Here is a 23,940-nt window from a genome sequence, read left to right on the forward strand (position 1 = left end):
CGCAGGCGGCGCGCCGCGCGCCGCGATGGCGATGCGGTTGCGCGTAGAATGCCGGCTTGACGAATTTTTGACGGAGCGCAACAGGCGATGAACGATCCCCGCAGCAAGAAGAATCCGGTATTCGGCGTGGCGATTCTGATCGTCGTGGTCATCGCGCTCGTGATCGGCACGATCCTGTACAACGCGATTTCGCAGAAGCACGAATACGACGAAGCGCATCCGCACGCGTCGTCGTCGGCGAGCGCCGCGTCCGCGCACGGCTGATCGCGCGCGAACGCGGGCGGCGCGGCCGCGCCGGCGCCCCCAAGCGGCGCGCCAGCGCTCCCGGGGCGTGCGCATGCCGCGCCCGTCTGCCGCGTCAGCGCGCGACGGCGGCGAGCCGCGGCCGGACCCGCGTGTAGAACACGAGCGCGAGCATCGCGAGCCACGCGGCGCCGACGAAGAGCGCGACGCGCGTGTCGTCGAAGTAGCCGAGCATCGCGATCACGAACGCCATGAACGCGATCGTGAGCGCCGGCCCGATCGGCCAGAACGGCACCTTGAATTTCAGCGCGGCGGTCTCGGCCGCCGAGAGCCGGCGGCGCATCGCGACCTGCGACAGCAGGATCATCAGCCAGACCCACACGGTCGCGAACGTCGCGATCGCGGCGACCATCAGGAACACGTCCTTCGGCATCAGGTAGTTGAGCACGACGCCGCCGAGCAGCGCGCCCGCCATCACGAGCACCGTGACCCACGGCACGCCGCGCGCGGACATCGCCGCGAGCGCGCGCGGCGCCTGGCCCTGCAGCGCCATTCCGTACATCATCCGGCCCGCGCCGAAGATGTCGCTGTTGATCGCGGAGACCGCCGCGCTGATCACGACGAGGTTCAGGATCTCGGCCGCGGAGCGCACGCCGAGCGCCGAGAAGATCTGCACGAACGGGCTGCCGTTCGCGCCGACGCCCGTCCACGGAAAGATCGACATCAGCACGACCATCGTCAGCACGTAGAAGAGCAGGATGCGCATCGGCACCGCGTTGATCGCGCGCGGAATGACGCGCTCGGGCTCCTTCGCCTCGCCCGCGCTCATGCCGATCACCTCGATCCCGCCGTACGCGAAGATCACGACCGACAGCGACGCGACAAGGCCGCCCACGCCGTTCGGCAAGAAGCCGCCGTGCGACCACAGGTTCGCGAGCGACGGCGCGCCGCCGCTGCCGAGCGTCATCCCGGTGAAGAGGATCGCGGCGCCGCCGCCGATCATCGCGACGATCGCGCCCACCTTGACGATCGACAGCCAGAACTCCAGCTCGCCGAACACCTTCACGTGGCACAGGTTGAGCCCGCAGATGATCGCGACGATCGCGAGCACCCAGATCCACTGCGGGACGTCCGGAAACCAGAAGCCCATGTAGATGCCGAACGCGGTGATGTCGGCGATCGCGACGATCACCATCTCGAGCGTGTAGGTCCAGCCGGTGACGAAGCCCGCGAACGGGCCGAGGTTCTCGGTCGCGTAGTGGCCGAACGAGCCGGGCACGGGCTCGTGCACCGCCATTTCGCCGAGCGCGCGCATCACCATGTAGACGGCCGCGCCGCCGACGATGTACGCGAGGATGACGGCGGGGCCCGCCAGCCGGATCGCGGACGCCGAGCCGTAGAAGAGGCCCGTGCCGATCGCCGAGCCGAGCGCGAGAAAGCGGATGTGCCGCGCGCTCAGATGGCGCTGCAAGTTCTTCATCGTGTCTCCGAATGATTGGTGTCGTCGGCCGGACGAGCAGGCCCGGCGCTCGCGCCCGAAAAGTTGTATAGACAACTTGGCGCGGAATGGATCATACCAATCGACGCGCGCGGGCAGTAGTCAGGGAATCCCTGAGTACGTGCGCGGCGCGAAACGGTGGAAAGGAAAGGGTGACGCGGGCGACTCACTCGGGCAGCCGGATCACGCTCGCGTCCTTGCGGATCAGCAGCGACGACGCGAGCATCTGCTTGCACTGGTGCGCGAGCACCTTCAGGTCGTGCGTGAGATCGGCGCTCGCGTCCGAGCGTTCGGCGTCGACGACCATCGAATCGAGCTCGCGCGTCAGTTGCCGGGTTGCGTCGGCCTGGTTCGGCGGCGGCGGCGCGCCGGCCTCGGCCCGCTCCAGATGCTCGCGCACGGCGGCCATCCCGCGCTCGAGCGCGGGCGGATTGGCCTGCTCGCACGCGTGGCGCAACAGCGGCGCGGCGGCGGTGATCTGCGCGCCGAGCACGTGGGTCTGCACGAGCAGGTCGTTCAACTCCGGCACGAACTTCTGGTGCGCCTTCGGCTCGAGCATCATCCGCTGGAACGCCTGGCCGAGGTTCGCGAACGCGATGTGCACGTTCTTGCGCGCGAGCCGGTATTGATAGTCGCCGTCGAGGCCGGGGGCCGCCGCGTCGACGACGGCCGCGACCGCCGGCACGGCCGCCGCGCCGTCGGCCACGGGCACGGCGGCCGCCGTCTTGCCGCGGCCCGCGCGCCACGTCGCCTCGAAGTACTTGCGCGTCGTCGCGAGCACGTCGGCGACGAGCTTGCCGATCGCGCGGTATTCCCAGTACGGGAAGAGCCGGCTCGCGGCGATCGCGATCATGCAGCCGACGACGGTGTCGATCGCGCGCTCGCCGATGATCCGCATGTTGCCGGGCGCGAGCAGATGGAAGAGCAGCAGCACGTACGACGACGTGAACACGACGCTCGCCGCGTAGTTGAAAAGCAGCAGGCTGTAGCTCATCACCATCGACGCGAACATGAACGCGATCAGCACGTGCGGCTCGCGCACCGTGTAGATCAGCGCGAGACTCGCCGCGCAGCCGATCAGCGTGCCGACGATACGCTGCACGTTGCGCTGCTTCGTCAGCGAATAGCCGGGCTTCAGGATGATGATGCTCGTCATCACGATCCAGTACGCGTTCGTGAGCGGCAGCAGGCGCCCGAGCCAGAAGCCGACCGCGACCGCGATCGTCACGCGCAGCGCGTGCCGGAAGCTCGGCGACCCCATGTTCAGGTTCGAGAAGATGAGCAGCGGCGACATCCGGCGCTTCTGCAGGAAGCGCGTGAGCGCCTTGTCGATCTTCAGTTCGGTCTGCTGCGCGTCGGCGCTGCCCGACAGGTTGCGGCGCATCTTGTCGATGAGGCGCGTCGCGCTCCAGATCCGGCGGAACGTCGCGAGCACGGCCGCGTACGCTTCCGGGTTCGTCGCCGCGAACTGCTTCTTGCGCATCAGCTCGATCTCGTATTCGATCGCGCGCAATTCGGCCTTCACGCTGATCCGCGAATGCGGCAGCCGGTTCTCGAGCACGGCGAAGCCGATCTCCTCCAGATCGGCGGCCGCCTTGCGGATCAGGTCGCGGTAGAAGATCATCAGGTCCGAGCCGCCGAACGTGCTGCGCACGAGCGGGTAATCGGTGTGCGCGCCGACGAACATCTCGTGCAGGTCGACGCTGTTGATGAACAGGTTGAACATCATCGTGCGGCCCGGGTCGAGCTTGCCGCGGCGCAGCTTCGGCAGGTTGCGCAGCACGATGTCGCGCGCGGTTTCCTGCGTCTCCACCGCGGTGATCTGCCTCGCGACGAGATTGCGGTAGCACTCGTCGAGGTCCGCGTCGAGATCGTAGAAGTCCGCGCGCGCGAGCAGGTACGACGCGCACGCGAAGAGGCTTTCGGCGAGCGCCTGCTGCTCGATGCGGCGCGCCTGCCAGCGCGACACGATCGTCGCCCAGTACGTGTACCAGAGCCCGCCCGCGAGAATCCACGATGCGTTGACGAGCGCCTGCAGCGGCGTGAATTTCTCCTCGAGCGTCATCACCATCATGAACAGCGTCGCGAAGCTGATCTGCGGCCAGCGGTTGCCGTAGACGACGATGAGCGACAGCGCGAACGTGAGCGGCACGATCGTGAGCCACAGCGCGAAGATGTGCGGCGTCGCGAGCCCGGTGGCGAGCGCGGAGAAAAAGCCGATCACGCTGCACGCGAGCATTTCGTTGTGCTTGTACTTGAGCGGGCCCGGCATGTCGACGACGCATGCGCCGAGCGCGCCCGTGGCGATCGTGAAGCCGAGCTCGCGGTCGTGCAGCACGATGAGGCTCAGCACGGCGGGCAGCGACACGCCGAGCGCGATCCGTAGGCCGCCGAAGAAATACTGGCTGTAGAAAAACTTCCTGATTTCGACCGAATAGCGCATCGATGGGCGAGTGAGCTGGCGACGGGGCGTCGGGGTGTTCTGGTTGGCGACGAGTCTATCGTATTTCCGCGTCGCGAAAGCCGCGTTTCGGGGCAGGGCGTGCGGCGTTCGGACTCCGACCGCCGCGCGGGCGCAAGACGGGCCGCGCGATCGCGGCGCGCGCCGGATCGGCCGATCGGCCAGGTTCTCGCGCCCGCCGCCCTTTGCTATCCTTGGCTCCTCGACTGGCCGGGCGTCCGCCCGGCGTCCTTCACCTGGTTTCATGCTCCATCTCTTCTACTCGAACCGCCACGAAACGCTGGCCGACGCGCTGCTCGACGATCTTGCGTTCGCGTCGGACGGCGCGGGCCCCTGGGCCGCGCAGCAAGTGATCGTGCCGAGCGCGGCGCTGAGCCGGCGGCTCGAGCTCGACGTCGCGAAGCGGCACGGCGTATGCGCGAACGTGCGCTTCAGCTATCTCGCGCAATGGCTGTGGGCGCAGATCGGCGAAGTGCTGACGGTGCCCGCGCATTCGCCGTTCGCGCCCGATCGTCTCGTGTGGCGCTGCTATCGGCTGCTGTCGGACGCAGGCGCGGCGCCGTGGCGCGGCTCGCCGCGGCTCGCCGCCTATCTGGCCGCGGCCGATGCGCCGATGCGCCACGAGCTCGCGCACCGGATCGCGACGGTGTTCGACCACTACCTGACGTATCGTCCGGAGTGGCTCGCGCAGTGGCGGGACGGCGAATCGATCTTCGCGCTCGAAGGCGCGCCGCGTCACGGCGGCGAGGCCGCGCGCGACGACGAGGCGTGGCAGGCCGCGCTCTGGCGCGCGCTGCTCGCGGAGCTGTCCGACAGCGGGATGCCGCCCGCGCACCGGTTCCTGCGCGAGGCCGGCGCCTTCGATCCCGACGTGATCGCGCGCGCGCAAGCGAAGTGGCCGGATGCGGTCAGCGTGTTCGCGCTGCCGACGATGCCGCCGCTGCACATCGCGCTGTTGCGCGAGCTGTCGCGCTGGATCGACGTGCGCATCTATGCGCTCAATCCGTGCCGCGAATTCTGGTTCGACATCGTCACGGCCGCGCGCGCCGAGTCGCTCGACGCGGCGGACCAGCTCGACTATCAGCAGGTTGGCCATCCGCTCCTCGCCGAATGGGGCAGGCAGACGCAGGCGCAACTGCACATGCTGCACGAGCTGACCGAGAGCGCGGCGGCGAGCGATGCGTCGCGCTACGCGGAGAACGCCGCGCCGACGTGGCTCGCGCGCGTGCAGAACGCGATCCTCGATCTGCAGCCCGAGGATGCGCTCGGCGCGCCGCCCGCCGAGCGCGGCGTCGAAGTGCACGTGTGCCATAGCCTCGCGCGTCAGCTCGAGGTGCTGCATGACCGCCTTCTCGCGTGGTTCGACGCGGACCCGAGCCTCGCGCCGTCGGACGTGCTCGTCGCGATGCCGGATCTCGCGGCGGCGGGGCCGCTCATCGACGCGGTGTTCGGCACGTCTTCGGGCGCCGACGCCGCGCGCATTCCGTACCGGATCACCGGCCTGCCGCCATCGCAGGCGAATCCCGTCGCGCGCGTGCTGCTCGACTGGCTCGCGCTGCCCGAGCGCAACGTCGGCGCGCCGGAGCTCGTCGAGTGGCTGCGCGCCGACGCGATCGCCGCGCGCTACGGAATCGACGCGACGGCGCTCGAAACCGTGCAGACGTGGCTCGCGGCGTCGGGCGCGCGGCGCGGGCTCGCGCCCGACGCGCAGGAGCCGCCGAACGCCGCCGTGCCCGCGCCGCGCCACACGTTCGCCGATGCGCTCACGCGGCTCTTCCTCGGCTACGCGATGCCCGACGGCGCGGCGCCTGTTTCGGCGTGGCTGCCGATCGCGGGCGCGGAAGGCGGCGAGGCCGAGCTGCTCGGCCGGCTCGCGCGCTTCACCGACGACCTCGACGGTTTCGCGCAACGCATCGCCCGCGACTTGACGCCGCAAGGCTGGGGCGACGTGTTCGCCGACGCGCTCGCGCGCTTCTTCGATTCGGGGCCGGCGTTCGCCGACGCGCTGTCCGCCGTGCGCGACGCGCTCGACGCGATGCTCGCCGCGATGGCGGAAGGCGCGGGCGGGGCCGAGTTGCCGGCCGCCGTCGTGCGCGCGGGCCTCGCGGCCGCGCTCGACGATCCGGCGCGCGGCGGCGTGCCGTGGGGCGGCGTCACGTTCTCGTCGCTGACGAGCCTGCGCGGGCTGCCGTATCGCATCGTGTGCCTGATCGGGATGGACGACGGCGTGCTGCCGAGCCTTGCGCGCGCGGACGAGTTCGATCTGATGGCCGTGTTCGCGAAGCTCGGCGACCGCCAGCGGCGCGACGACGAGCGCAATTTGTTCCTCGACCTGCTGCTCGCCGCGCGCGAGCGCCTGCTGATCGCGTACACGGGCCGCAGCATCCGCGACAACGCGCCGTTGCCGCCCGCCGCGCTCGTCGACGAACTGCTCGACCATCTGGCGACGGCGGCGGCCGGGCCGGACGCGTCGCCCGCCGCGGTCGACGCCGCGCGCCGCGCGTTCGTGATCGAGCATCCGCTGCAGCCGTTCTCGGCCGACTACTTCGCGCCGGGCGGCGCGCTCTTCACGTACGACGCGTCGCGCGCGACGCTCGCGCGCCTGCTCGCCGAAGGCGGGCGGGAGGAGGCGTCCGCGTTCTTTTCGGAACCGCTACCGGCCGAGCCCGCGGAGCCCGTCGCCTTCGCCGATTTCGAGCGCTTCTGGCGCCACCCGGCGCGCTCGCTGCTGCGCGCGCGGCTCGGCATCGCGCTCTCGGACGCGCAGGCGGAGCTCGTCGATACCGAGCCGTTCGAGCTCGATTACGCGGGCAGCGACGCGCTTGCCGAGCGCGTGCTGCCGCTCTTGATCGAGACGGCCGATGCGGCCGCGTTCGAGCATGCGCTGCGCGTCGCCGACGCGAGCCCCGAAGTGCCGGGCGGCGCGACGGGCGCGGTGCGGCGCGACCGTGAGCTCGACGCGCTCGCGCAGCTCGCGGGCAACGTGCGGCGCGCGCTCGCCGATGGCGCGGCGCGCGTGCCGTTCGCGTTCGACGTCGCGCCCGCGTGGCCCGTGGCGGGCGATGCACCGTGGTTCGGCGAACACGACGCCGCGCTCGCCGCGGCGGCGGCGCGCGAGCCATTGCGCCTGCACGGCGCGCTCGCGCGGCTGACGGCTGCGGGGCAGGTGATCTACCGCTACGCGCGGCCGGGCGCGCGCGATTATCTGTCCGCGTGGCTCGCGCATCTCGTCTATTGCACGATCGATCCCGACGGGCCGCGCCGCACGCTGTGGCTCGGCTCCGGCGACACGTTCGAATTCGCGCCCGTCGCCGCGCCGCTCGAGCAGCTCGCGCCGCTTGCCGCGCTGTTCCGCGCGGGGCGCCGGATGCCGCTCGCGTTTTTCCCGAGGAGCGCGTGGGCGCTCGTATCGGAGAGCGAATCGAAGGCGGCGGGCGTGTGGATCAACGATCGCGTCGCGAGTGAGGCCGACGACGCGGCGCTCGCGCTCGCGTGGCGCGGCGCGAATCCGTCGCTCGACGAACCGTTCGGCGCGCTCGCGCATCTCGTGTTCGATCCGCTCGTCGAGCATCTGCGGAGGGCGTCATGAGCCATGCCGCGCATTCCGGCCCGCCGTCGAGCGAGCTCGACGTCTTCGCATGCCCGCTCGACGGCGTGAACCAGATCGAGGCGTCCGCGGGCACCGGCAAGACGTGGAACATCTGCGCGCTGTACGTGCGCCTGTTGCTCGAAAAGGATCTCGGCGCGGACGAGATTCTCGTCGTCACGTTCACGAAGGCGGCGACGGCCGAGCTGCACGAACGGATTCGCGCTCGCCTCGCGCAACTCGCGCATGCACTCGACACGGGCGACGACGGCGGCGATCCGTTCGTCGCGCGCCTGTTCGAGACGACGCTTGCGCCCGAGCGCGGCCTCGATCCGGAAACGGCTGCGAAGCGCGTGCGCCGCGCGCTGCGCGCATTCGATCAGGCGGCGATCCATACGATCCACGCGTTCTGTCAGCGGGCGCTGCAGGAAGCGCCGTTCGCGGCGGCGATGCCGTTCGCGTTCGAGATGGAGGCGGACGACGGCGCGCTGCGCTTCGAGCTGGCCGCCGACTTCTGGCGAACGCGCGTCGAACCGGTCGCGGCGGCCTATCCCGCGTTCGCCGAGTGGCTCGTCGAATATGGCGCGGGGCCCGCGGCGCTCGACGCGCAGCTCGCGCGGCGGCTGAAGAAGCCGCTTGCGCGATTGCGCTGGGACGGACTGCACGCGGCAGACGACGGCGCGGAAAGCACCGCGCGCGCGCACTTCGATACGGCGGCCGCGATCTGGCGCGACGAGCGCGGCGTGCTCGACACGCTGCTTGCCGATGCGCAATCGTCATTGAATCAGCGCTCGCACAAGCCGGACGCGGTGAGCGAGGCGCTCGACGCGTGGGCGCGCCACTTCGAGCAGGCGAGCGCGGTGGCCGCGCTGCCGCGCGCGGCGCTCAAGCTCACGCAGTCCGCGCTCGAGAAAGCGACGAAAAAGGGCGGCGCGACGCCGCGCCACGCGTTCTTCGACGTCGCGCAGGCGCTCGAGGCGGCCGTCGCCGCGGTCGAGGCCGCGCAGCGCGCGCGCTGGCTGTCGCTCGTCGAGCAATGGCTCGACACCGCGCCCGCCGAGCTCGCGCTGCGCAAGCGCACGCGCCGCGTCGTGTCGTTCGACGATCTGCTCGCGAACCTGTATCGCGCGCTCGACGCGCATCCGTGGTTGCGCGAGACGCTGCGCGCGCGCTATCCGGCCGCGCTCATCGACGAATTCCAGGATACGGACCCGCTGCAGTTCGCGATCTTCGACACGATCTTCGCGCCCGCCGGCCCGCTCTTTCTCGTCGGCGATCCGAAGCAGGCGATCTACAGCTTCCGCGCGGCGGATCTGCACACGTATCTCGCCGCGCGCGCGCGGGCGTCCGCGCGCTACACGCTCGCGGTGAACCAGCGCTCGACGCCCGCGATCGTCGATGCGTGCAACCGCGTGTTCAGCGCGAACCCGCGCGCGTTCGTGCTCGACGGGCTCGATTACGAGCCGGTGCGCGCCGGCTCGCGCGTGCGCGCGCCGCTCGTCGACGCAGCCGATCCGCTCGCCGGCGCGGGCGACTTCCGCGTCTGGACGCTGCCCGCCGGCGATGACGCGCTGACGAAGCGCGACGCGCAGCGGCACGCGGCGCATGCGTGCGCGGCGGAGATCGCGCGGCTGATGCGCGGCGCGCGCGAGCATGCGGCGACGCTCGGCGGCGCGCCGCTCGCCGCGTCCGACATCGCGGTGCTCGTGCAGACGCACCGGCAGGGCAGCCTCGTGAAGCGCGTGCTGGCCGCGTGGGGGATCGGCAGCGTCGAGCTCGCGCAGGCGTCGGTGTTCGCGACGCTCGATGCCGAGCAGCTCGAGCGCGTGCTGGCGGCCATCGACGCGCCGGGCGACCTGCGGCGCCTGCGCTCGGCGCTCGCGTCCGACTGGTTCGGGCTCGATGCGGCGGCGCTCTGGCGGCTCGAGCAGGGCGACGCGGATCCGGCTGGCATCGAAGACGCCTCGGGCGATGCAGGCGGAAATGACGGCCGCGCGCGCGCCGCATCGGCGAGCGCGATGGCGCTCCCTGGGGCGGACGCCGACGCGATGGGCTGGGTCGAGCGCTTCTCGCGCTACCGGCTGTTATGGCGCGAGCGCGGCTTCGCGGTGATGTGGCGCACGCTCGTGAACGAACTGCGCATCGCCGAGCGGCTGATGGCGGGGCCGGACGGCGAGCGGCGCGTGACCGACGTCAATCATCTCGCCGAGCTGACGCAGGCGCGCGCGTCCGCGCAGCCGGGCATTGCGCCGACGCTGCGCTGGCTTGCCGCGCAGCGCCTCGAAGGCGGTGGGGACGACGCGCAGTTGCGGCTCGAATCCGACCGCAACCTCGTGCAGATCGTCACCGTTCACAAGTCGAAGGGGCTCGAATACGCGATTGTGTTCTGCCCGTTCCTGAACGATGGCGGGCTGCGCGAGCCGGCCGGCTCCGGCTTGCCCGACGCGCGCGAGTACCACGACGAATCGGGCGGCGCGGTGCTGCATTACGGTTGCGATGAGGAAGCGGCCGAGCGCGCGTCGCGCGAGGCGGTGCGCGAGCAGGCGGCGGAGCGCGCGCGGCTCGTCTACGTCGCGCTCACGCGCGCCGTCTATCGGTGCTATCTGGTCGCGGGCACCTATCAGTCGTCGCGCTCGACGAAGGAGGCGCGGCGCAGCGTGCTGAACTGGCTCGTCGCGGGCGCGGGCCGCGATTTCGATGCGTGGCTGAAGGAGCCGCCCGAAGACGCGGAGCTCGCCGAGCGCTGGCAGGCGCTCGCGGGCGGCCCGGTGACGCTCGGCGCGCTGCCGGTGCCCGCGCATCGCGAGCCGCTCGCGGCCGGGCACGACGCGGGTGCGACGCGAGCCGCGCGGCGCGCGACGCGCGGGCTGCGCGACGCGTGGCGGATCGCGAGCTTCAGCTCGCTCGCGTCGGCGATCGCGCGCGACGAGAGCGGCGTCGCGCGCGCGGCCGACGACGAGATGCGCCCCGATCACGACGCGCTTGCCGCCGCGCTCGGCGCGGACGCGCTCGAGCTGCCGGACGCGGCCGCTGCGATCGCGCCAGCGCCCGCCGCCGCGCCGCGCGAGCCCGCCGAAGACGACATCCTCGCGTTTCCGCGCGGCGCGGCGGCGGGCGAGTGCCTGCACCGGCTGCTCGAGCTGAGCAATTTCGCCGATGCGTCGACGTGGCCGCCCGCCGCGCTGCGCGCGCTGCACGAGCGCCCGGTCGAGGCGCAGCTCGCGCTGGCCGAGCGGCTTCCCGCGATGATGACGCGGCTCGTCGCCGATCTCGCGGCAACGGAGCTCGTGCCGGGCATGCGCCTCGCGGCACTCGACCCGGCGCGGCGGCTGACGGAAATGGCGTTCCTGTTCCCCGCGCCCGCGCTCGATTTCAACGCATTGCGGCGCTTGCTCGCCGCGCACGGCTATCCGGACGTCGCGCTCGAAGCGGGCACGCTTGCCGGATTCGTCAAAGGATTCATCGACATGATCGTCGAGCACGACGGCCGCTTCTGGATCGTCGACTGGAAATCGAATCATCTCGGCACGACGCCCGAAGCATACGGCGAGCAAGCGCTCGACGCCGCGATGGCGCACCACGCGTATCACCTGCAGGCGCTGCTCTATACGGTCGCGCTGCACCGCTATTTGCGCGTGCGGATGCGCGGCTACGACTACGACGCGCACATCGCGGGCTACCTGTACCTGTTCGTGCGCGGCGTGCGCCCCGATTGGCGAAGCGGCGGCGCGAGCGCGGGCGTGCATGCGCGGCGGCCCGCGCGCGCGCTGATCGAGGCGCTCGACGCGCTGATGCGCGGGGGGGACGCATGAGCGTGGTCGACGAACGTTTCGCATGGACGGGCGGCCTGGCGGACCGTCTGCCCGAGCCGGCCGATTTCGGGCTCGCGCTCGCCGAAGGCTTCGCGCGCCGGATCGGGATGTTGTCGCGCCGCGTCGGCGCGAGCGCCGCGGCCGCGCGCTGGGCGGCGCGCGCTGCGTTCGCCGCGAGCCGCGCAACGGCGGCGGGGCACGTCTGCGTGTCGCTGCGCGCGCTCGCGCAACGCTACGACGAGCCGTTCGCCGACGTGCGCGACGCGCTCGCCGCGAGCGGCGTGACCGCGTTCGACGGCATCGCGCGCGGCGCCGAGTGTCCGCTCGTCGTCGATCGCGACGGCCGGCTGTATCTCGCGCGCTACTTCGACTACGAGACGCGGCTCGCGAACGCGCTCGTCGCGCGCGCCCGGTCCGGCGGCGCGGCGGCGGGCGGCGCCGGCGAACTCGCGCCCGATGCGCTCGGCGAGCGGCTCGTCCGCTATTTCGGGCCGCAGAAGGAGCGGGGCGTCGACTGGCAGCGCGTCGCGGCGCTCGTCGCGCTTACGGGCCGCGTGACGATCGTGAGCGGCGGGCCGGGCACCGGCAAGACGACGACGGTCGTCGGCGTGATTGCGTGCCTGCTCGACGCGCACCCGGACTTGCGGATCGCGCTCGCCGCGCCGACCGGCAAGGCGGCGCAGCGGATGCAGGAGGCGCTGCACGCGCGCGCCGGCAGCCTGCCGGCCGCGCTCGCGACGCGTCTGCCGCGCACGTCCTATACGCTGCACCGGCTGCTGGGCGGCGGCCCGGGCGGGCGCTTCGCGCATCACCGCGACAACCCGCTGCCGTACGATCTCGTCGTCGTCGACGAGGCGTCGATGATCGACGTCGCGCTCGCCGCGCACCTGCTCGACGCGCTCGCGCGGAACGCGCGCCTCGTGCTGCTCGGCGACAAGGATCAGCTCGCGGCCGTCGAGGCGGGCGCGGTGTTTGCCGAGCTGAGCGCGCGTCCCGGATTCAGCTCGGCGACGTGCGCGACGATTGCGCGCGCGCTCGGCATCGGCGAGGCCGAGTTCGTGGCGGCGCTGCCGGACGGATTTGTTCTTGATGCGGCCGATGCGGCGAACGCGGGCGTGAGCCCGGACGCACGCGCGGCTTCGGTCGCTAGCGGCGCGACGGCGCGCGGGGCGGCCGGCGCGCCGGCGCCGCGCACGGGCCGGCGCGGCGGCGGGCGAGACTCGAAACGGGGCGTCGACGATGCGCAGGGGTCGCTGTTCGCGTTCGACGATGAAGACGCGTTCGGCGTGGACGAATCGGGCGTCGATATGCCGGGCGTCGAGAGGCCGAACCTCGATCACCGGGACGGCCGCGCATCGCCCGACGTCACGCGCAGCCGGCGTGACGCGCTCCCCGCGCGTGCCCGGCCGGATTCGCCGGACGCGCCCGGCATCGAGACTGCCACGCACATGCATGCGCAGGCCGGCGAAGCCATCCCCGCCGATTTGCCGTGGGACGCATCTTCCGCCGAGCCGGCCGCATGGATCGAAGCGGGCGAGCTCGAGTGGCTCGACAATGCGGTCTTTTCGTCGCCCGAACGCGCTTCGACGGATGCCGGATCTGGCGAGCAGCGCCCCGCGACTGCAACGGCAGCCGGCGCGGGCGCACGCACGCCTGCCGGCCGCGCGCCGGCTGCCCGCGCCGAGGCGGATATCGAACCGCAAGCGTCGACGTCGGCGCTCCCGGCCGTGGCCGCGTCACCGGACGTTCCCTCCGCCGCGCCATTGACCGACTGCGTCGTCTGGCTCGAGCGCAACTATCGCTTCGGCCTCGATTCGCCGATCGGCAGACTGTCGCTCGCGATCCGCCGCGGCGCCGTGCAGGACGCGCTCGATGCGTTGTCGACGGCCGACGACGCGGCCGCGCGCTTCCGCGACGACGGCGGCGCGACGCTGTCGGCCGCGACGGTCGAGCAACTCGCGCAAGGCTTCGCCGGCTACGCGGCCGCGTTGCGCGACGCGCTCGCGGCGCCCGATCCCGATCCGCTGCCGCTCTTCGACGTGCTCAACCGCTTTCGCGTGCTCTGCGCGACGCGCACGGGCGCGCGCGGCGCGGACGAGGTCAATGCGCTCGTCGCGGCCGAGGTGCGCCGCGCGGTGCGCGTGCCGCTCGCGCTCGGCGCGCACTGGTTCGCCGGGCGGCCCGTGATGGTGACGCGCAACGATTACGCGCTCGGACTCTTCAACGGCGACATCGGCATTGCGCTGCCCGACGCGCGCGGGGCGCTGCGCGTCTGGTTCCGCGGCGCGGACGGCCGCGCGCGCGCGGTGGCGCCCGCCGCGCTGCCGCCGCACGACACGGCGTTCGCGCTGACCGTCCACAAATCGCAGGGCTCGGAGTTCGACGACGCGGCGCTGATCCTGCCCGCGTCGTTCAACCGCGTGCTGTCGCGCGAACTCGTCTATACCGCGATCACGCGCGCTCGCTCGCGCGTGCAGGTGATCGGCTCGCGCTCGGTGCTCGCGCTTGCGATCGCGACGCGCACGGCGCGCGACTCCGGCCTCGCCGCGCGGATCGCCGATGCGCTGCGCGTCCGGCAGGAGGGCGCGCGATGACGCTGCGCTACGCATTCTCGCCGGACGAGGTCGAGCTGACGGCGGTTCGCGCGCAAGGCGCGGGCGGGCAGAACGTCAACAAGGTGTCGAGCGCGATTCATCTGCGCTTCGACATTCGCACGTCGTCGCTGCCCGACGACGTGAAGGCGCGGCTCCTCGCGCGCGCCGATCAGCGGATCACGCGCGAAGGCGTCGTCGTCATCAAGGCGCAGGAGTACCGCACGCAGGAAAAGAACCGCGCGGCCGCGCTCGCGCGGCTCGACACGCTGATTCGCAGCGCAGGCGTCGCGCCGCGCAAGCGGATCTCGACGCGGCCTACGCGCGCGTCGAAGGAGCGCCGGCTTGCCGAGAAGAGCCGGCGCAGCGAGGTGAAATCCGGGCGCGGCAGGATCGTCGAATGAATGGCCGGCCCGCCGCGTTTGCTCGGGCGTGTGCGGCGCATGCGGCGCGGGGGAGGCGTGCGGTTGGCGCCGCTCGGACGATAACAACTGCGCCTGGCGTGACGGCGGCGCGGAAGCGGAGAAACACGGAAGCGCAGAAACACAGAAACGCGCACGTCGATGCCGCGCGCCTGCTCGCCCGTCCGCTCCGCGTGCGGGAGCCGCTCGCCTGACGAGCAGCCCCCGGGCCGAGGCGTCGGCCAACGCGCCGCCGCTTCCCGTCGCGCTTCCCCCGCCCCTACCGCTCGTTCCCGTACGACGAAAAATCGAAGTCGACGCAGAACACCTTCAGCGTCGTCCCGAGAGGGATCGCGACGGCGGCCGTGTAGCAGTCGCGGCCGTCCGTCAGCGAGAAGTGCGGCCCCATCAGCGCGACGCGTCCGGGCGCCGCGACCGCGCGCTGGAAGTACGCGCGCCGCGACCAGTTGCAATGCAGCTCCGGCAGCAGCGGCGCGAGCCGCCGTGTCGTCGCGCTCGGCGCGTCCGGCGCGTCCGGCGTCTCGGTCGTGACCGACGGCTCCACTTGCTCGCCGTTCGCTTCCGCAACGAACACGCGCCGCACGATCGGGTTCGTCAGCAGCCGCTGCGCGGCGCCGCGCAAATCCCGGGTCTGCGCATAGTCGGCGGCGCCCGCGAGCACGATGCGCTCGATCGTGTCGAAGCCGGGGGGCACGACGTCGCCGTGCCGCGCCTTCACGCGCTCGGCGAAGCGCTGCCACGCGGCCTCGATGCGCGCCGGCGCGGCGCGGCCCGCGCGCTCGAGCGACGGATCGGGCTGGCCGAAGCAGAAACCCTGCACGAAGTCGACGTCGGCATCCATCAGGATCTGCAGCGCGTCTTCGCTTTCGACGCCTTCCGCGAGCACCATCGTGCCCGCGTGATGCAGCATCGTGACGAGATGATGGACGATCCGGTGCGCGTCGCTCGCCGCGAGCGAGCGCTCGAGGATCGAGCGGTCGAGCTTCACGATGTCGGGCTTGATCTGCCAGATGCGGTCGAAGTTCGAGAAGCCGGTGCCGAAATCGTCGACCGCGATCAGGAAGTCGCCGTGCTGGATCATGTCGAGCGTGCGGGCGAGCGCGACCTCGTTGCGCGACGGCTGCTCGATCACCTCGAGCACGACGCGCGTCGGCGGCAGCGCGAAGTGCGCGCAGAGCGCCTCGATGAACGCGCGCGGCGCGATGTCGGCGTCGAACATCTGCGGCAGCACGTTCAGGAACAGCCAGCACGAGCCCGTGTCCTGCGCGGCGAAGTTCGCGGCGTGCAGGCAGCGGGCCAGCCGGTCGAGCCGGAGCGTCTCGCCGCGCGCCTGCGCGCGCGCGAACAGCGTGTCCGGCGAAATCGGCGCGCCGTTCGCGTCGGTCGCGCGCACGAGCGCCTCGTAGCCGACGACGCGCTTGTGCGTGATCGAGATGATCGGCTGAAAGGCGCTCGCCAGCGTGACGTCGTGATATTGCACACGCCAGCCTTCGTCGCAGCGTGCGAACTGCGAAATCAGGCTTTCGGGGGAGAGCCCCTGCGTTTTCGGCATGGTGTCAGCGTCGCTGCGACGAGCGGCAAAGGGCGCGCCTCGCGCGGCGGACGGGCGCGCGAGCGCTGATGAGGACCACACGGCGAAAGACGAAACGCGTCATTTCTGCCTCCGGTGGGGAATTTAATCGAGTGTAACGAATGTCGATGCGTCTTGCGCATCGGGGATACGCTTAAATCCGGTGTCGCAATGTCGCGTGGCGGATGAAGCGGATGCCGCGCCGCAACGATCGGTGCGGCGCGGCATCCGAGCCGCGACGCAGCGCAGTGCGCGCGTCGATCGAAGCAATTCCGACTCACCAGTCGGTTCAGATTCGCGGGCGAGCCCGCCGCGTATGCGACGGATTGCGCAGTCGTCGGCATTGTGCGCCGCCTGCCTCACCGGGCGGCGCGATCGATGTGCAAATGGCCGGCGAAAAAAGTGACTGTGCGCGAGGCTTGCCGACGATGCGCCGAACCCGTCGCCGCGCCGCCCGCCGCCCGCCGTCAGGCCGCCTCGTTCCGCTGGGGCCGGACGCCGGGAATCCGTCTGATCACGCCGGTTGCGAGCGCGGTGCCGAGCAGCACGATCGCGCAGCCTTCGAGCATCGCGAACGACACATGCTCGCCGAGAAAGAGCGCGCCCCACAGGATGCCGAACACCGGGATCACGAACGTGACGGTGATCGCGCGCGCCGGCCCGATGTGCGCGATCAGGTAAAAGAAGATGAAATAGGCGACGCCCGTGCAGGCGATGCCGAGCGCGAGCACCGAGCCCCATGCGTGCGTCGAGACGGGCGCGGCGGGCCAGGTCGCGAGCGCGAACGGCAGCAGCAGGATCGTCGCGCCTACCATGCTGCCCGTCGCGTTCACGAGCGGATCGACGCCCGTGAGCTTGCGCTTCGTGAAGTTCGCGGCGATGCCGTACAGCAGCGTCGCGCCGAGCGCGGCGGCGGCGGCGAGCGCGGCCGTCGCGGGCGACGCCGGATTCGCGCCGTGCGGCGAGAACACCTGGTCCCAGACGAGCGTGAGCACGCCCGCGAAGCCGATCACGAGGCCGAGCGCGCGCGGCAGCGACAGCGAATCCTTGAGCCACAGATAGGCGACGAGCGCGCCCCAGAGCGGCGTCGTCGCGTTGATGACCGACGTGACGCCCGCCGACAGCGTGAGCTCGGCGAACGCGAACAGGCAGAACGGCGCGGCGGAATTGAGCAGGCCGACGACGAAGAGCGGCCATGCGTGCTTGCGCAGCAGCGCGACAAGCTCGCGCGGCGAGTAGCGCGTGAGCATCAGCGCGACGAGGAAGACGGCGCCGATGCCGACGCGCAGCGCCATCAGCGGCGCGACGCCGAACTCGGTGACGCCGACGCGAATGAAGAGAAACGATGCGCCCCACAGCGCGGCGAGGACGATCAGCAGGAAAGCGTTCTTGATGTTCATCGAGGATCGGACACTGGGTGGTCGAAGGAAGATCGGCCAAGCATCTTACACCGCGTTATCGCGCGACGTTTCAGCCCGCGATGAAACAGCAAGATTCGGGAATGCGCGCGCCGGCCGGGCCGCGCGAGCGCGAGCGGCGACGAATCAGTGATGGCGCCAGTAGCCGCGGCCGCCGCCGCTCCAGTAGCCGAAATTGAGCGACAGGGACGGCGCCGGATAGTAATACGCGGGGTAGGCGGGCGCGACGTACACGGGGGCGGTTTCGACGGGCGCCGGGTAGTAGCCGGTCGCCGGGTAATAGCCGTACGGGTAATAGCAGCCGGCGAGCGCGACGCTCGCGAGCGCGGCGGCGACAAGGGTCTTGTTCATGATGATTCCGCAGTCGTGCGTGCGGGGCAGGATTCGATGCTTGCGAGCTTAGACCGCTCCCGTGTGAAACGCTGTGTGAAACGGTAACGGATCATTTCCGCCGCACGATCGCGGCGCAATCGTTGCATCAATCATGCCGCGCGCGGTTGCGCAAGACGGCCGGACGATGCGCGCCGCGGCGAACGCGCCGCACATCGTCCGCATCCAAGGGCGGCGCGGCGCAGCATGGCGCGGCGCGCCCGAGTCGCGGGCTTACTTGCCGACCTGGCTGCCTACGAGGCCGCCCGCGGCCGCGCCGCCGATCGTCGACAGGGCGTTGCCGCCGATCGCCGCGCCGGCGACGCCGCCGATGCCCGCGCCGATTGCTGCGTTACGTTGTCGGGTCGTCATCGTGTCGCAAGCCGACAGGCTCGCGACCGTCGCGATGAGCATTGCGCACACCCCAATACGCCGAATCGATTTCATTGTTCAATCCTCAGGTGAAAGAGACGCATGGGCGCGCGCCGGACGCGACGCCCATGCTCAAAATCTACGCGGGCGGTCCGTTTTGCGCTGTAAGGACTTGTTAGAGCCCCATCGCTTTCGTAATCAATTGTTTCGCCCTCCCGGCGGGCGTCGCCGCGCCGTTGCGCGCGCGCAAAAAAGCCCGCGCGAGGCGGGCTTCTCCGGGGCGAGATGCGTGCGCCGATCACTGGCGATGATAGATCTCCGAGCCGCTCTTCACGAACTCGACCGCCTTCACTTCCATCCCTTTCCTCAGCGCGTCGTTTTCCGACATGCCCTGCTGCGCGGCGAACTCGCGCACGTCCTGCGTGATCTTCATCGAGCAGAAGTGCGGGCCGCACATCGAGCAGAAGTGCGCGACCTTCGCCGAATCCTTCGGCAGCGTTTCGTCGTGGAATTCGCGCGCCTTGTCCGGGTCGAGGCCCAAGTTGAACTGGTCTTCCCAGCGGAACTCGAAGCGCGCCTTCGACAGCGCGTTGTCGCGCACCTGCGCGCCCGGATGGCCCTTCGCGAGGTCGGCCGCGTGCGCGGCGAGCTTGTACGTGATGATGCCTTCCTTCACGTCGTCCTTGTTCGGCAGGCCGAGGTGCTCCTTCGGCGTCACGTAGCACAGCATCGCGGTGCCGAACCAGCCGATCATCGCGGCGCCGATGCCCGACGTGATGTGGTCGTAGCCCGGCGCGATGTCGGTGGTGAGCGGCCCGAGCGTGTAGAACGGCGCTTCCTTGCACCAGTCGAGCTGCAGATCCATGTTTTCCTTGATCAACTGCATCGGCACGTGGCCGGGCCCCTCGATCATCACCTGCACGTCATGCTTCCACGCGATCTGCGTGAGCTCGCCGAGCGTCTTCAGCTCGCCCAACTGCGCTTCGTCGTTCGCGTCGTAGATCGAGCCGGGGCGCAGGCCATCGCCGAGCGAGAAGCTCACGTCGTACGCCTTCATGATTTCGCAGATCTCTTCGAAGTGCTCGTACAGGAAGCTTTCCTTGTGGTGCGCGAGGCACCACTTCGCCATGATCGAGCCGCCGCGCGACACGATGCCCGTCATCCGGTTCGCGGTGAGCGGCACGTACTGCAGGCGCACGCCCGCGTGGATCGTGAAGTAGTCGACGCCTTGCTCGGCCTGCTCGATCAGCGTGTCGCGGAAGATTTCCCAGGTCAGGTCCTCGGCGCGGCCGTTGACCTTTTCCAGCGCCTGGTAGATCGGCACCGTGCCGATCGGCACCGGGCTGTTGCGGATGATCCACTCGCGCGTTTCGTGGATGTGCTTGCCGGTCGACAGGTCCATCACCGTGTCGCCGCCCCAGCGGATCGCCCACGTCATCTTGTCGACCTCCTCGCCGATCGACGACGTGACGGCCGAGTTGCCGATGTTCGCGTTGATCTTCACGAGGAAGTTGCGGCCGATGATCATCGGCTCGGTTTCCGGGTGGTTGATGTTCGCGGGGATGATCGCGCGGCCGCGCGCGACTTCGTCGCGCACGAACTCCGGCGTGATTCCGGCCAGCATGTCCGTGCCGGGCGCGTTCGCGCCGAACGCGGCGGCGCCGAACGCCTGGCCCGCGTGCTGGCGGCCCATCATCGCGGCGAGCTTCGCGCCGTTCGGGCCGCTCGCCTTCAGGCTTTCCAGATACTCGGCGCGGCGCTGGTTCTCGCGAATCGCGATGAATTCCATCTCGGGCGTGATGATGCCCTGACGCGCGTAGTGCATCTGCGTGACGTTCTTGCCGGCCTTCGCGCGGCGGGGATGACGGTGCAGATCGGGGAAGCGCAGCTCGGCCGTCGCCGGGTCCGCCGCGCGCTCGCGGCCGTACTCGCTCGTGAGGCCCGTGAGCGCCTCGGTGTCGCCGCGCGCGTCGATCCAGCGCCGGCGCAGCGCGGGCAGGCCCGCGCGGATGTCGATCTTCGCGTCCGGGTCCGTGTACGGGCCCGACGTGTCGTAGACGTAGATCGGCGGATTCTGTTCGCCGCCGAAGCTCGTCGGCGTATCGGCTTGCGTGATTTCACGCATCGGCACGCGAATGTCGGGTTGCGAGCCCGTCACGTAGACCTTGCGTGAATTCGGCAGCGGGGCGACGGCGGCGGCGTCGACGCGGGCGTCGGCCGACAGGAACTTGGGATTGGCGTTCATGCGATCTCCTGTGTCGACCCAAGCTGGCGCTCTGGCGCTGGCCCGGGTCCCATGCAAAGCGGGTGTGGGGCGCTAAGCAGGAGACGAGATTCGCGACGCGACGGGATTCTGACGTGGAACAACGGCGAAACCCTGACGCTTCCCTGCGCTGGCATTATCCAGATCAGGTTCAAAGGGTATTTCTCACCCGCTTCGCACGATCGCTTGACCGAGCGCAATGCAGGACCCCCGCGTTAGCAAGCGCACACGATACACCGGGTCTGCGACGGTTTCAACAGGGGACAGATCGATTGCGCGTGCATGCGCGGCCGGCCGCCCATGTTGCGCCGCGGCGGCGCGGGGCGAGCCGCACCGGGCGCGCACGCGCTCGCGCCGCGCGGACAGCGCGTTTCGTCGCTTGCCGGCGCAATCGCCGGTCCCGAAAAATTTTTGCGCGTCGGTGTCATATCCGCCGCCGCCTCCCGACTATTCGGCTCCTCAACCAATAATGATGGAGCTATCCCATGAAAAGGAATCTGATTGCTTTCGCCTGTGTCGCCGGTCTCGCGTTTGCCGCGCCGTTCGCCCATGCGCAGAACGATGCGATGTCGAAGGACGGCATGGCGATGTCGAAGGATGCGATGTCGAAGGACCGGATGGGCAAGAAGCAGGATCACATGACGAAGGGCGGCATGAAGGCGGATCACATGTCGAAGGACGCGATGAAAAAGCCGATGTCGTCCGGCAAGATGAGCCCGATGTCGAACTGAGCGGCGCCGTTCCCGGCGTCTTTCATGACGCGAACGGCTCGGTCGCCCGCGCGCTGTTCGGGCGGCCTTCGTCCCGCGGCGCGTGGCGCCGCGGGAAGCCGGGGCGCGTCGTGCCCGCCGGCGTGCGGCGAGCATCGCGCCCGCGCGCCGGCTTCGACCGATGAGCTTCGATATGTCGATTTCATTTTCCGTTTCGATGCGCGCCGTCGCGGCGACGCTCGTGCTTGCCGCGGCGAGCATCGCGCAAGCGGCGGCGGGCGGCGCCTGCGTCGCCCGCAGTCCCGACGGCCGGCAGGCGCTCGTCGAGCTCTACACGAGCGAGGGCTGCAGCAGTTGCCCGCCCGCCGACGACTGGCTCGCGCGGCTGGCCGCGCACCATGCCGCGCTGCGCGTCGTGCCGCTCGCGCTGCACGTCGATTACTGGGACGGCCTGGGCTGGACCGACCGCTTCGCGCAGCATCGCTTCACCGAGCGGCAGCACGCGCTCGCCGCGCGCGGCGGCGGCCGCTTCGTCTATACGCCGGAGATCGCGGTCGGCGGCCGCGAGCTGCGCGATTGGCGCGATGCGGACGCGTTCGCGCGGCGCGTCGTCGCGACGGCCGCCGAGCCCGCGCGCGTGGGCATCGCGCTGTCCGCCGCACGGCGCGCGGACGCGCTCGACGTCGCGCTGTCCGTGACGCCGCGCGCCGGCGCGCCGCGCGTGCTCGACGCATATCTCGCGCTGTACGAGAACGGCATCGAATCGTCGGTGCGCGCGGGCGAGAACCGCGGCGCGACGCTGCGTCACGAGCGCGTCGTGCGTCAATGGATCGGGCCGCTCGCCGCGACGGGCGATGCGGGCGCGCCGCTCGACGTGCGGCGCGCGCTGCCGCTGCCCGCGAACCTGCGCGCGGCGGACGCCGCACGGTACGGCGTCGCGGCGTTCGTCGAGGACCCCGCGACGGGCGACGTGCTGCAGGCGCTCGATTTGCCGCTGTGCGGCTGAGCGGTGCGTGCGCCATCGATCAACGAAGGAGGGCACCGCCGATGAACGCGACGACGACGAACGCAACCACCGACGCAACAACCGACGCGCTGCCCCGCGCCACCCCCCACGCGACGACCAACGGAGCACCCCCCGCAATGACCCAGGCGACCACCGAAGCAGCGAGCCGCGCCGGGACGCACGCAACCACGTCCGCCATCCGCCCGCGCAAGCCGATCCACCCGCGATGGGTGCGCGCGAGCCACTGGCTCAACGCGGTCGCCGCGGTGACGATGGCGTTGTCGGGCTGGCGGATCTACGACGCGTCGCCGATCTACGCGGGCTTCACGTTCCCGCGCGGCGCGACGCTCGGCGGCTGGCTCGGCGGCGCGCTGCAATGGCACTTCGCCGCGATGTGGCTGCTGTTCTTCAACGGCGTGTTCTATCTGACGATGTCGATCGCGACCGGGCGCTTTGCGCGCAAGTTCCTGCCGCTGAGCGTGAAGGGCATCGCGCGCGACTTGCGCGACGCGCTGCGCGGCCGGCTGTCGCACGACGATCTGTCCGTCTACAACGCGGTCCAGCGCGTCGCGTACGTCGCGGCGATCGCCGATCTCGTGCTGCTCGTGCTGTCCGGGCTCGTGATCTGGAAATCGGTGCAGTTCCCGCTGCTGCGCGCGCTGCTCGGCGGCTACGACAGCGCGCGCGTCGTGCACTTCTGGGCGATGGCGTTTCTCGTCGCGTTCTTCGTCGTGCATGTCGCGATGGCGGCGCTCGTGCCGCGCTCGCTGCTCGCGATGCTGCGCGGACACTAAAATGAGTCACTCATCATGTCCGAAAACGACAGAAAAAAGCCCAAGGACGACATCGCGCGGATCGACCGCGCATCGCTCCTGATCGACGTGCGCAAGGAACTCGCGCTGCCGTCGCGGCGCCTGTTCGGCAAGCGCGTGCTGACGCTCGGCGGCCTCGCGATGCTCACGGGCTGCACGCTGCGCGACGACGCGTCGGTCGACGACTTCCTCGAGAAGGTGTCGTGCGCGAACGATCGCGTGCAGGCGTGGCTGTTCGGCCCGACGCGGCTCGCGCCGACGTACACGGAAAGCGACATCACGCGCCCGTTCCCGTTCAACGCGTTCTACGGAATCGACGAGGTGCCGCGCGTCGACGCCGGCGACTTTCGGCTCGCCGTGTCAGGCCTCGTCACCGGCAAGCGAAGCTGGACGCTGCCGGAGCTGTACGCGCTGCCGCATGCGGAGCAGATCACGCGGCACATCTGTGTCGAGGGCTGGAGCGCGATCGGCCGCTGGGGCGGCACGCCGTTTCGCGAATTCCTGCGCCGCGCCGGCGCGGACACGACCGCGAAATACGTCGGCTTCAAATGCGCGGACGACTATTACGAGAGCATCGACATGCCGACCGCGCTGCATCCGCAAACGCTGCTCGCATTCGAATACGACGGCCGGCGGCTGCCGCCCGAATACGGATTTCCGATGAAGCTGCGGATGCCGACCAAGCTCGGCTACAAGAATCCGAAGCACATCATGGAGATATTCGTGACCAACACGTATCCGGGCGGATATTGGGTCGACCAGGGGTACAACTGGTTCGGCGGTTCGTGAAGCGGGCGTGCGGGGTGG

17 protein-coding genes and 1 riboswitch are annotated in these 23,940 nt (G+C 70.6%); of the genes, 9 read left to right on the forward strand and 8 right to left on the reverse strand.

From position 1 onward, the window contains the following. The first annotated feature begins 87 nt into the window (after positions 1 to 87). A complete protein-coding gene (locus WS92_RS16920; protein WP_006026257.1) occupies positions 88 to 264 on the forward strand; it encodes a hypothetical protein in 177 nt (58 codons plus the stop codon). A 94-nt stretch (positions 265 to 358) separates the two neighbouring features. On the opposite strand, the gene WS92_RS16925 is transcribed toward WS92_RS16920, so the two are convergent. The 3 genes from WS92_RS16925 to WS92_RS16930 are packed head-to-tail and all read right to left on the reverse strand — an operon-like array spanning position 359 to position 4,184. Then, positions 359 to 1,723, reverse strand: a complete 1,365-nt coding sequence (locus tag WS92_RS16925) for an amino acid permease (RefSeq protein WP_059932750.1) — start codon at positions 1,721 to 1,723, stop codon at positions 359 to 361. Continuing rightward, positions 1,720 to 1,911, reverse strand: a complete 192-nt coding sequence (locus WS92_RS32435; RefSeq protein WP_075644861.1) for a rod shape-determining protein MreB — start codon at positions 1,909 to 1,911, stop codon at positions 1,720 to 1,722. Before WS92_RS32435 ends, WS92_RS16925 begins: the two co-directional genes overlap by 4 nt. After that, positions 1,908 to 4,184: an FUSC family protein gene (locus WS92_RS16930; protein ID WP_015601584.1), complete on the reverse strand. Its 2,277-nt coding sequence runs from the start codon at positions 4,182 to 4,184 to the stop codon at positions 1,908 to 1,910. The genes WS92_RS32435 and WS92_RS16930 overlap by 4 nt, the downstream gene beginning before the upstream one ends. A 262-nt stretch (positions 4,185 to 4,446) precedes the next feature. Between WS92_RS16930 and recC the strand changes: the two genes are divergently transcribed. The 4 genes from recC to arfB are packed head-to-tail and all read left to right on the forward strand — an operon-like array spanning position 4,447 to position 14,595. Beyond that, positions 4,447 to 7,791, forward strand: coding sequence for an exodeoxyribonuclease V subunit gamma (gene recC, locus WS92_RS16935; protein WP_059932748.1), 3,345 nt, complete (start codon positions 4,447 to 4,449; stop codon positions 7,789 to 7,791). Continuing rightward, positions 7,788 to 11,600, forward strand: a complete 3,813-nt coding sequence (gene recB / locus WS92_RS16940; RefSeq protein ID WP_059932746.1) for an exodeoxyribonuclease V subunit beta — start codon at positions 7,788 to 7,790, stop codon at positions 11,598 to 11,600. Before recC ends, recB begins: the two co-directional genes overlap by 4 nt. Next, positions 11,597 to 14,194: an AAA family ATPase gene (locus tag WS92_RS16945; protein ID WP_059932744.1), complete on the forward strand. Its 2,598-nt coding sequence runs from the start codon at positions 11,597 to 11,599 to the stop codon at positions 14,192 to 14,194. The genes recB and WS92_RS16945 overlap by 4 nt, the downstream gene beginning before the upstream one ends. Then, complete coding sequence (gene arfB, locus WS92_RS16950; protein WP_006026263.1) at positions 14,191 to 14,595, forward strand: alternative ribosome rescue aminoacyl-tRNA hydrolase ArfB; 405 nt, start codon at positions 14,191 to 14,193, stop codon at positions 14,593 to 14,595. Before WS92_RS16945 ends, arfB begins: the two co-directional genes overlap by 4 nt. Positions 14,596 to 14,872: 277 nt before the next feature. Here the strand turns inward: arfB and WS92_RS16955 are convergent, their stop codons facing one another. The 5 genes from WS92_RS16955 to thiC all read right to left on the reverse strand — a co-directional run bounded on the left by WS92_RS16955 (position 14,873) and on the right by thiC (position 20,587). Next, positions 14,873 to 16,165, reverse strand: coding sequence for a sensor domain-containing phosphodiesterase (locus WS92_RS16955; RefSeq protein ID WP_059932742.1), 1,293 nt, complete (start codon positions 16,163 to 16,165; stop codon positions 14,873 to 14,875). 485 nt (positions 16,166 to 16,650) lie between these two features. Beyond that, positions 16,651 to 17,583, reverse strand: coding sequence for a DMT family transporter (locus tag WS92_RS16960; protein WP_006026266.1), 933 nt, complete (start codon positions 17,581 to 17,583; stop codon positions 16,651 to 16,653). 144 nt (positions 17,584 to 17,727) lie between these two features. Continuing rightward, positions 17,728 to 17,952, reverse strand: a complete 225-nt coding sequence (locus tag WS92_RS16965; RefSeq protein WP_006026267.1) for a hypothetical protein — start codon at positions 17,950 to 17,952, stop codon at positions 17,728 to 17,730. A 252-nt stretch (positions 17,953 to 18,204) separates the two neighbouring features. Beyond that, entirely contained in the window at positions 18,205 to 18,417 is a 213-nt protein-coding gene (locus tag WS92_RS16970) for a glycine zipper 2TM domain-containing protein (protein ID WP_006026268.1), read from the reverse strand. A gap of 223 nt (positions 18,418 to 18,640) precedes the next feature. Then, positions 18,641 to 20,587: a phosphomethylpyrimidine synthase ThiC gene (gene thiC, locus WS92_RS16975; protein WP_006026269.1), complete on the reverse strand. Its 1,947-nt coding sequence runs from the start codon at positions 20,585 to 20,587 to the stop codon at positions 18,641 to 18,643. A 122-nt stretch (positions 20,588 to 20,709) separates the two neighbouring features. Continuing rightward, positions 20,710 to 20,827: riboswitch (TPP riboswitch) on the reverse strand. A 263-nt stretch (positions 20,828 to 21,090) separates the two neighbouring features. On the opposite strand from thiC, the gene WS92_RS16980 reads away from it, so the two are divergent. The 4 genes from WS92_RS16980 to WS92_RS16995 all read left to right on the forward strand — a co-directional run bounded on the left by WS92_RS16980 (position 21,091) and on the right by WS92_RS16995 (position 23,922). Continuing rightward, complete coding sequence (locus tag WS92_RS16980) at positions 21,091 to 21,336, forward strand: pentapeptide MXKDX repeat protein (protein ID WP_015601838.1); 246 nt, start codon at positions 21,091 to 21,093, stop codon at positions 21,334 to 21,336. Between the two features lie 160 nt (positions 21,337 to 21,496). After that, entirely contained in the window at positions 21,497 to 22,321 is an 825-nt protein-coding gene (locus WS92_RS16985; RefSeq protein WP_059932740.1) for a DUF1223 domain-containing protein, read from the forward strand. A 41-nt stretch (positions 22,322 to 22,362) separates the two neighbouring features. After that, on the forward strand, positions 22,363 to 23,115 hold the full coding sequence (locus tag WS92_RS16990; RefSeq protein ID WP_082743777.1) for a cytochrome b/b6 domain-containing protein: 753 nt from the start codon (positions 22,363 to 22,365) through the stop codon (positions 23,113 to 23,115). 15 nt (positions 23,116 to 23,130) lie between these two features. Next, positions 23,131 to 23,922: a molybdopterin-dependent oxidoreductase gene (locus tag WS92_RS16995; RefSeq protein ID WP_059932736.1), complete on the forward strand. Its 792-nt coding sequence runs from the start codon at positions 23,131 to 23,133 to the stop codon at positions 23,920 to 23,922. Positions 23,923 to 23,940 lie beyond the last annotated feature (18 nt).

The sequence above is a fragment of the Burkholderia sp. MSMB1588 genome, assembly GCF_001546925.1.
Taxonomy (GTDB): domain Bacteria; phylum Pseudomonadota; class Gammaproteobacteria; order Burkholderiales; family Burkholderiaceae; genus Burkholderia; species Burkholderia humptydooensis.

Coding starts and splice junctions, on each gene's coding strand:
- WS92_RS16970 (WP_006026268.1), bottom strand. CDS start 18,417: ATGAAATCGATTCGGCGTATTGGGGTGTGCGCAATGCTCATCGCGACG.
- WS92_RS16945 (WP_059932744.1), top strand. CDS start 11,597: ATGAGCGTGGTCGACGAACGTTTCGCATGGACGGGCGGCCTGGCGGAC.
- WS92_RS16995 (WP_059932736.1), top strand. CDS start 23,131: ATGTCCGAAAACGACAGAAAAAAGCCCAAGGACGACATCGCGCGGATC.
- WS92_RS16955 (WP_059932742.1), bottom strand. CDS start 16,165: ATGCCGAAAACGCAGGGGCTCTCCCCCGAAAGCCTGATTTCGCAGTTC.
- WS92_RS16985 (WP_059932740.1), top strand. CDS start 21,497: ATGAGCTTCGATATGTCGATTTCATTTTCCGTTTCGATGCGCGCCGTC.
- WS92_RS16960 (WP_006026266.1), bottom strand. CDS start 17,583: ATGAACATCAAGAACGCTTTCCTGCTGATCGTCCTCGCCGCGCTGTGG.
- arfB (WP_006026263.1), top strand. CDS start 14,191: ATGACGCTGCGCTACGCATTCTCGCCGGACGAGGTCGAGCTGACGGCG.
- thiC (WP_006026269.1), bottom strand. CDS start 20,587: ATGAACGCCAATCCCAAGTTCCTGTCGGCCGACGCCCGCGTCGACGCC.
- WS92_RS16980 (WP_015601838.1), top strand. CDS start 21,091: ATGAAAAGGAATCTGATTGCTTTCGCCTGTGTCGCCGGTCTCGCGTTT.
- recB (WP_059932746.1), top strand. CDS start 7,788: ATGAGCCATGCCGCGCATTCCGGCCCGCCGTCGAGCGAGCTCGACGTC.
- WS92_RS16930 (WP_015601584.1), bottom strand. CDS start 4,184: ATGCGCTATTCGGTCGAAATCAGGAAGTTTTTCTACAGCCAGTATTTC.
- WS92_RS16965 (WP_006026267.1), bottom strand. CDS start 17,952: ATGAACAAGACCCTTGTCGCCGCCGCGCTCGCGAGCGTCGCGCTCGCC.
- WS92_RS16990 (WP_082743777.1), top strand. CDS start 22,363: ATGAACGCGACGACGACGAACGCAACCACCGACGCAACAACCGACGCG.
- WS92_RS16925 (WP_059932750.1), bottom strand. CDS start 1,723: ATGAAGAACTTGCAGCGCCATCTGAGCGCGCGGCACATCCGCTTTCTC.
- recC (WP_059932748.1), top strand. CDS start 4,447: ATGCTCCATCTCTTCTACTCGAACCGCCACGAAACGCTGGCCGACGCG.
- WS92_RS16920 (WP_006026257.1), top strand. CDS start 88: ATGAACGATCCCCGCAGCAAGAAGAATCCGGTATTCGGCGTGGCGATT.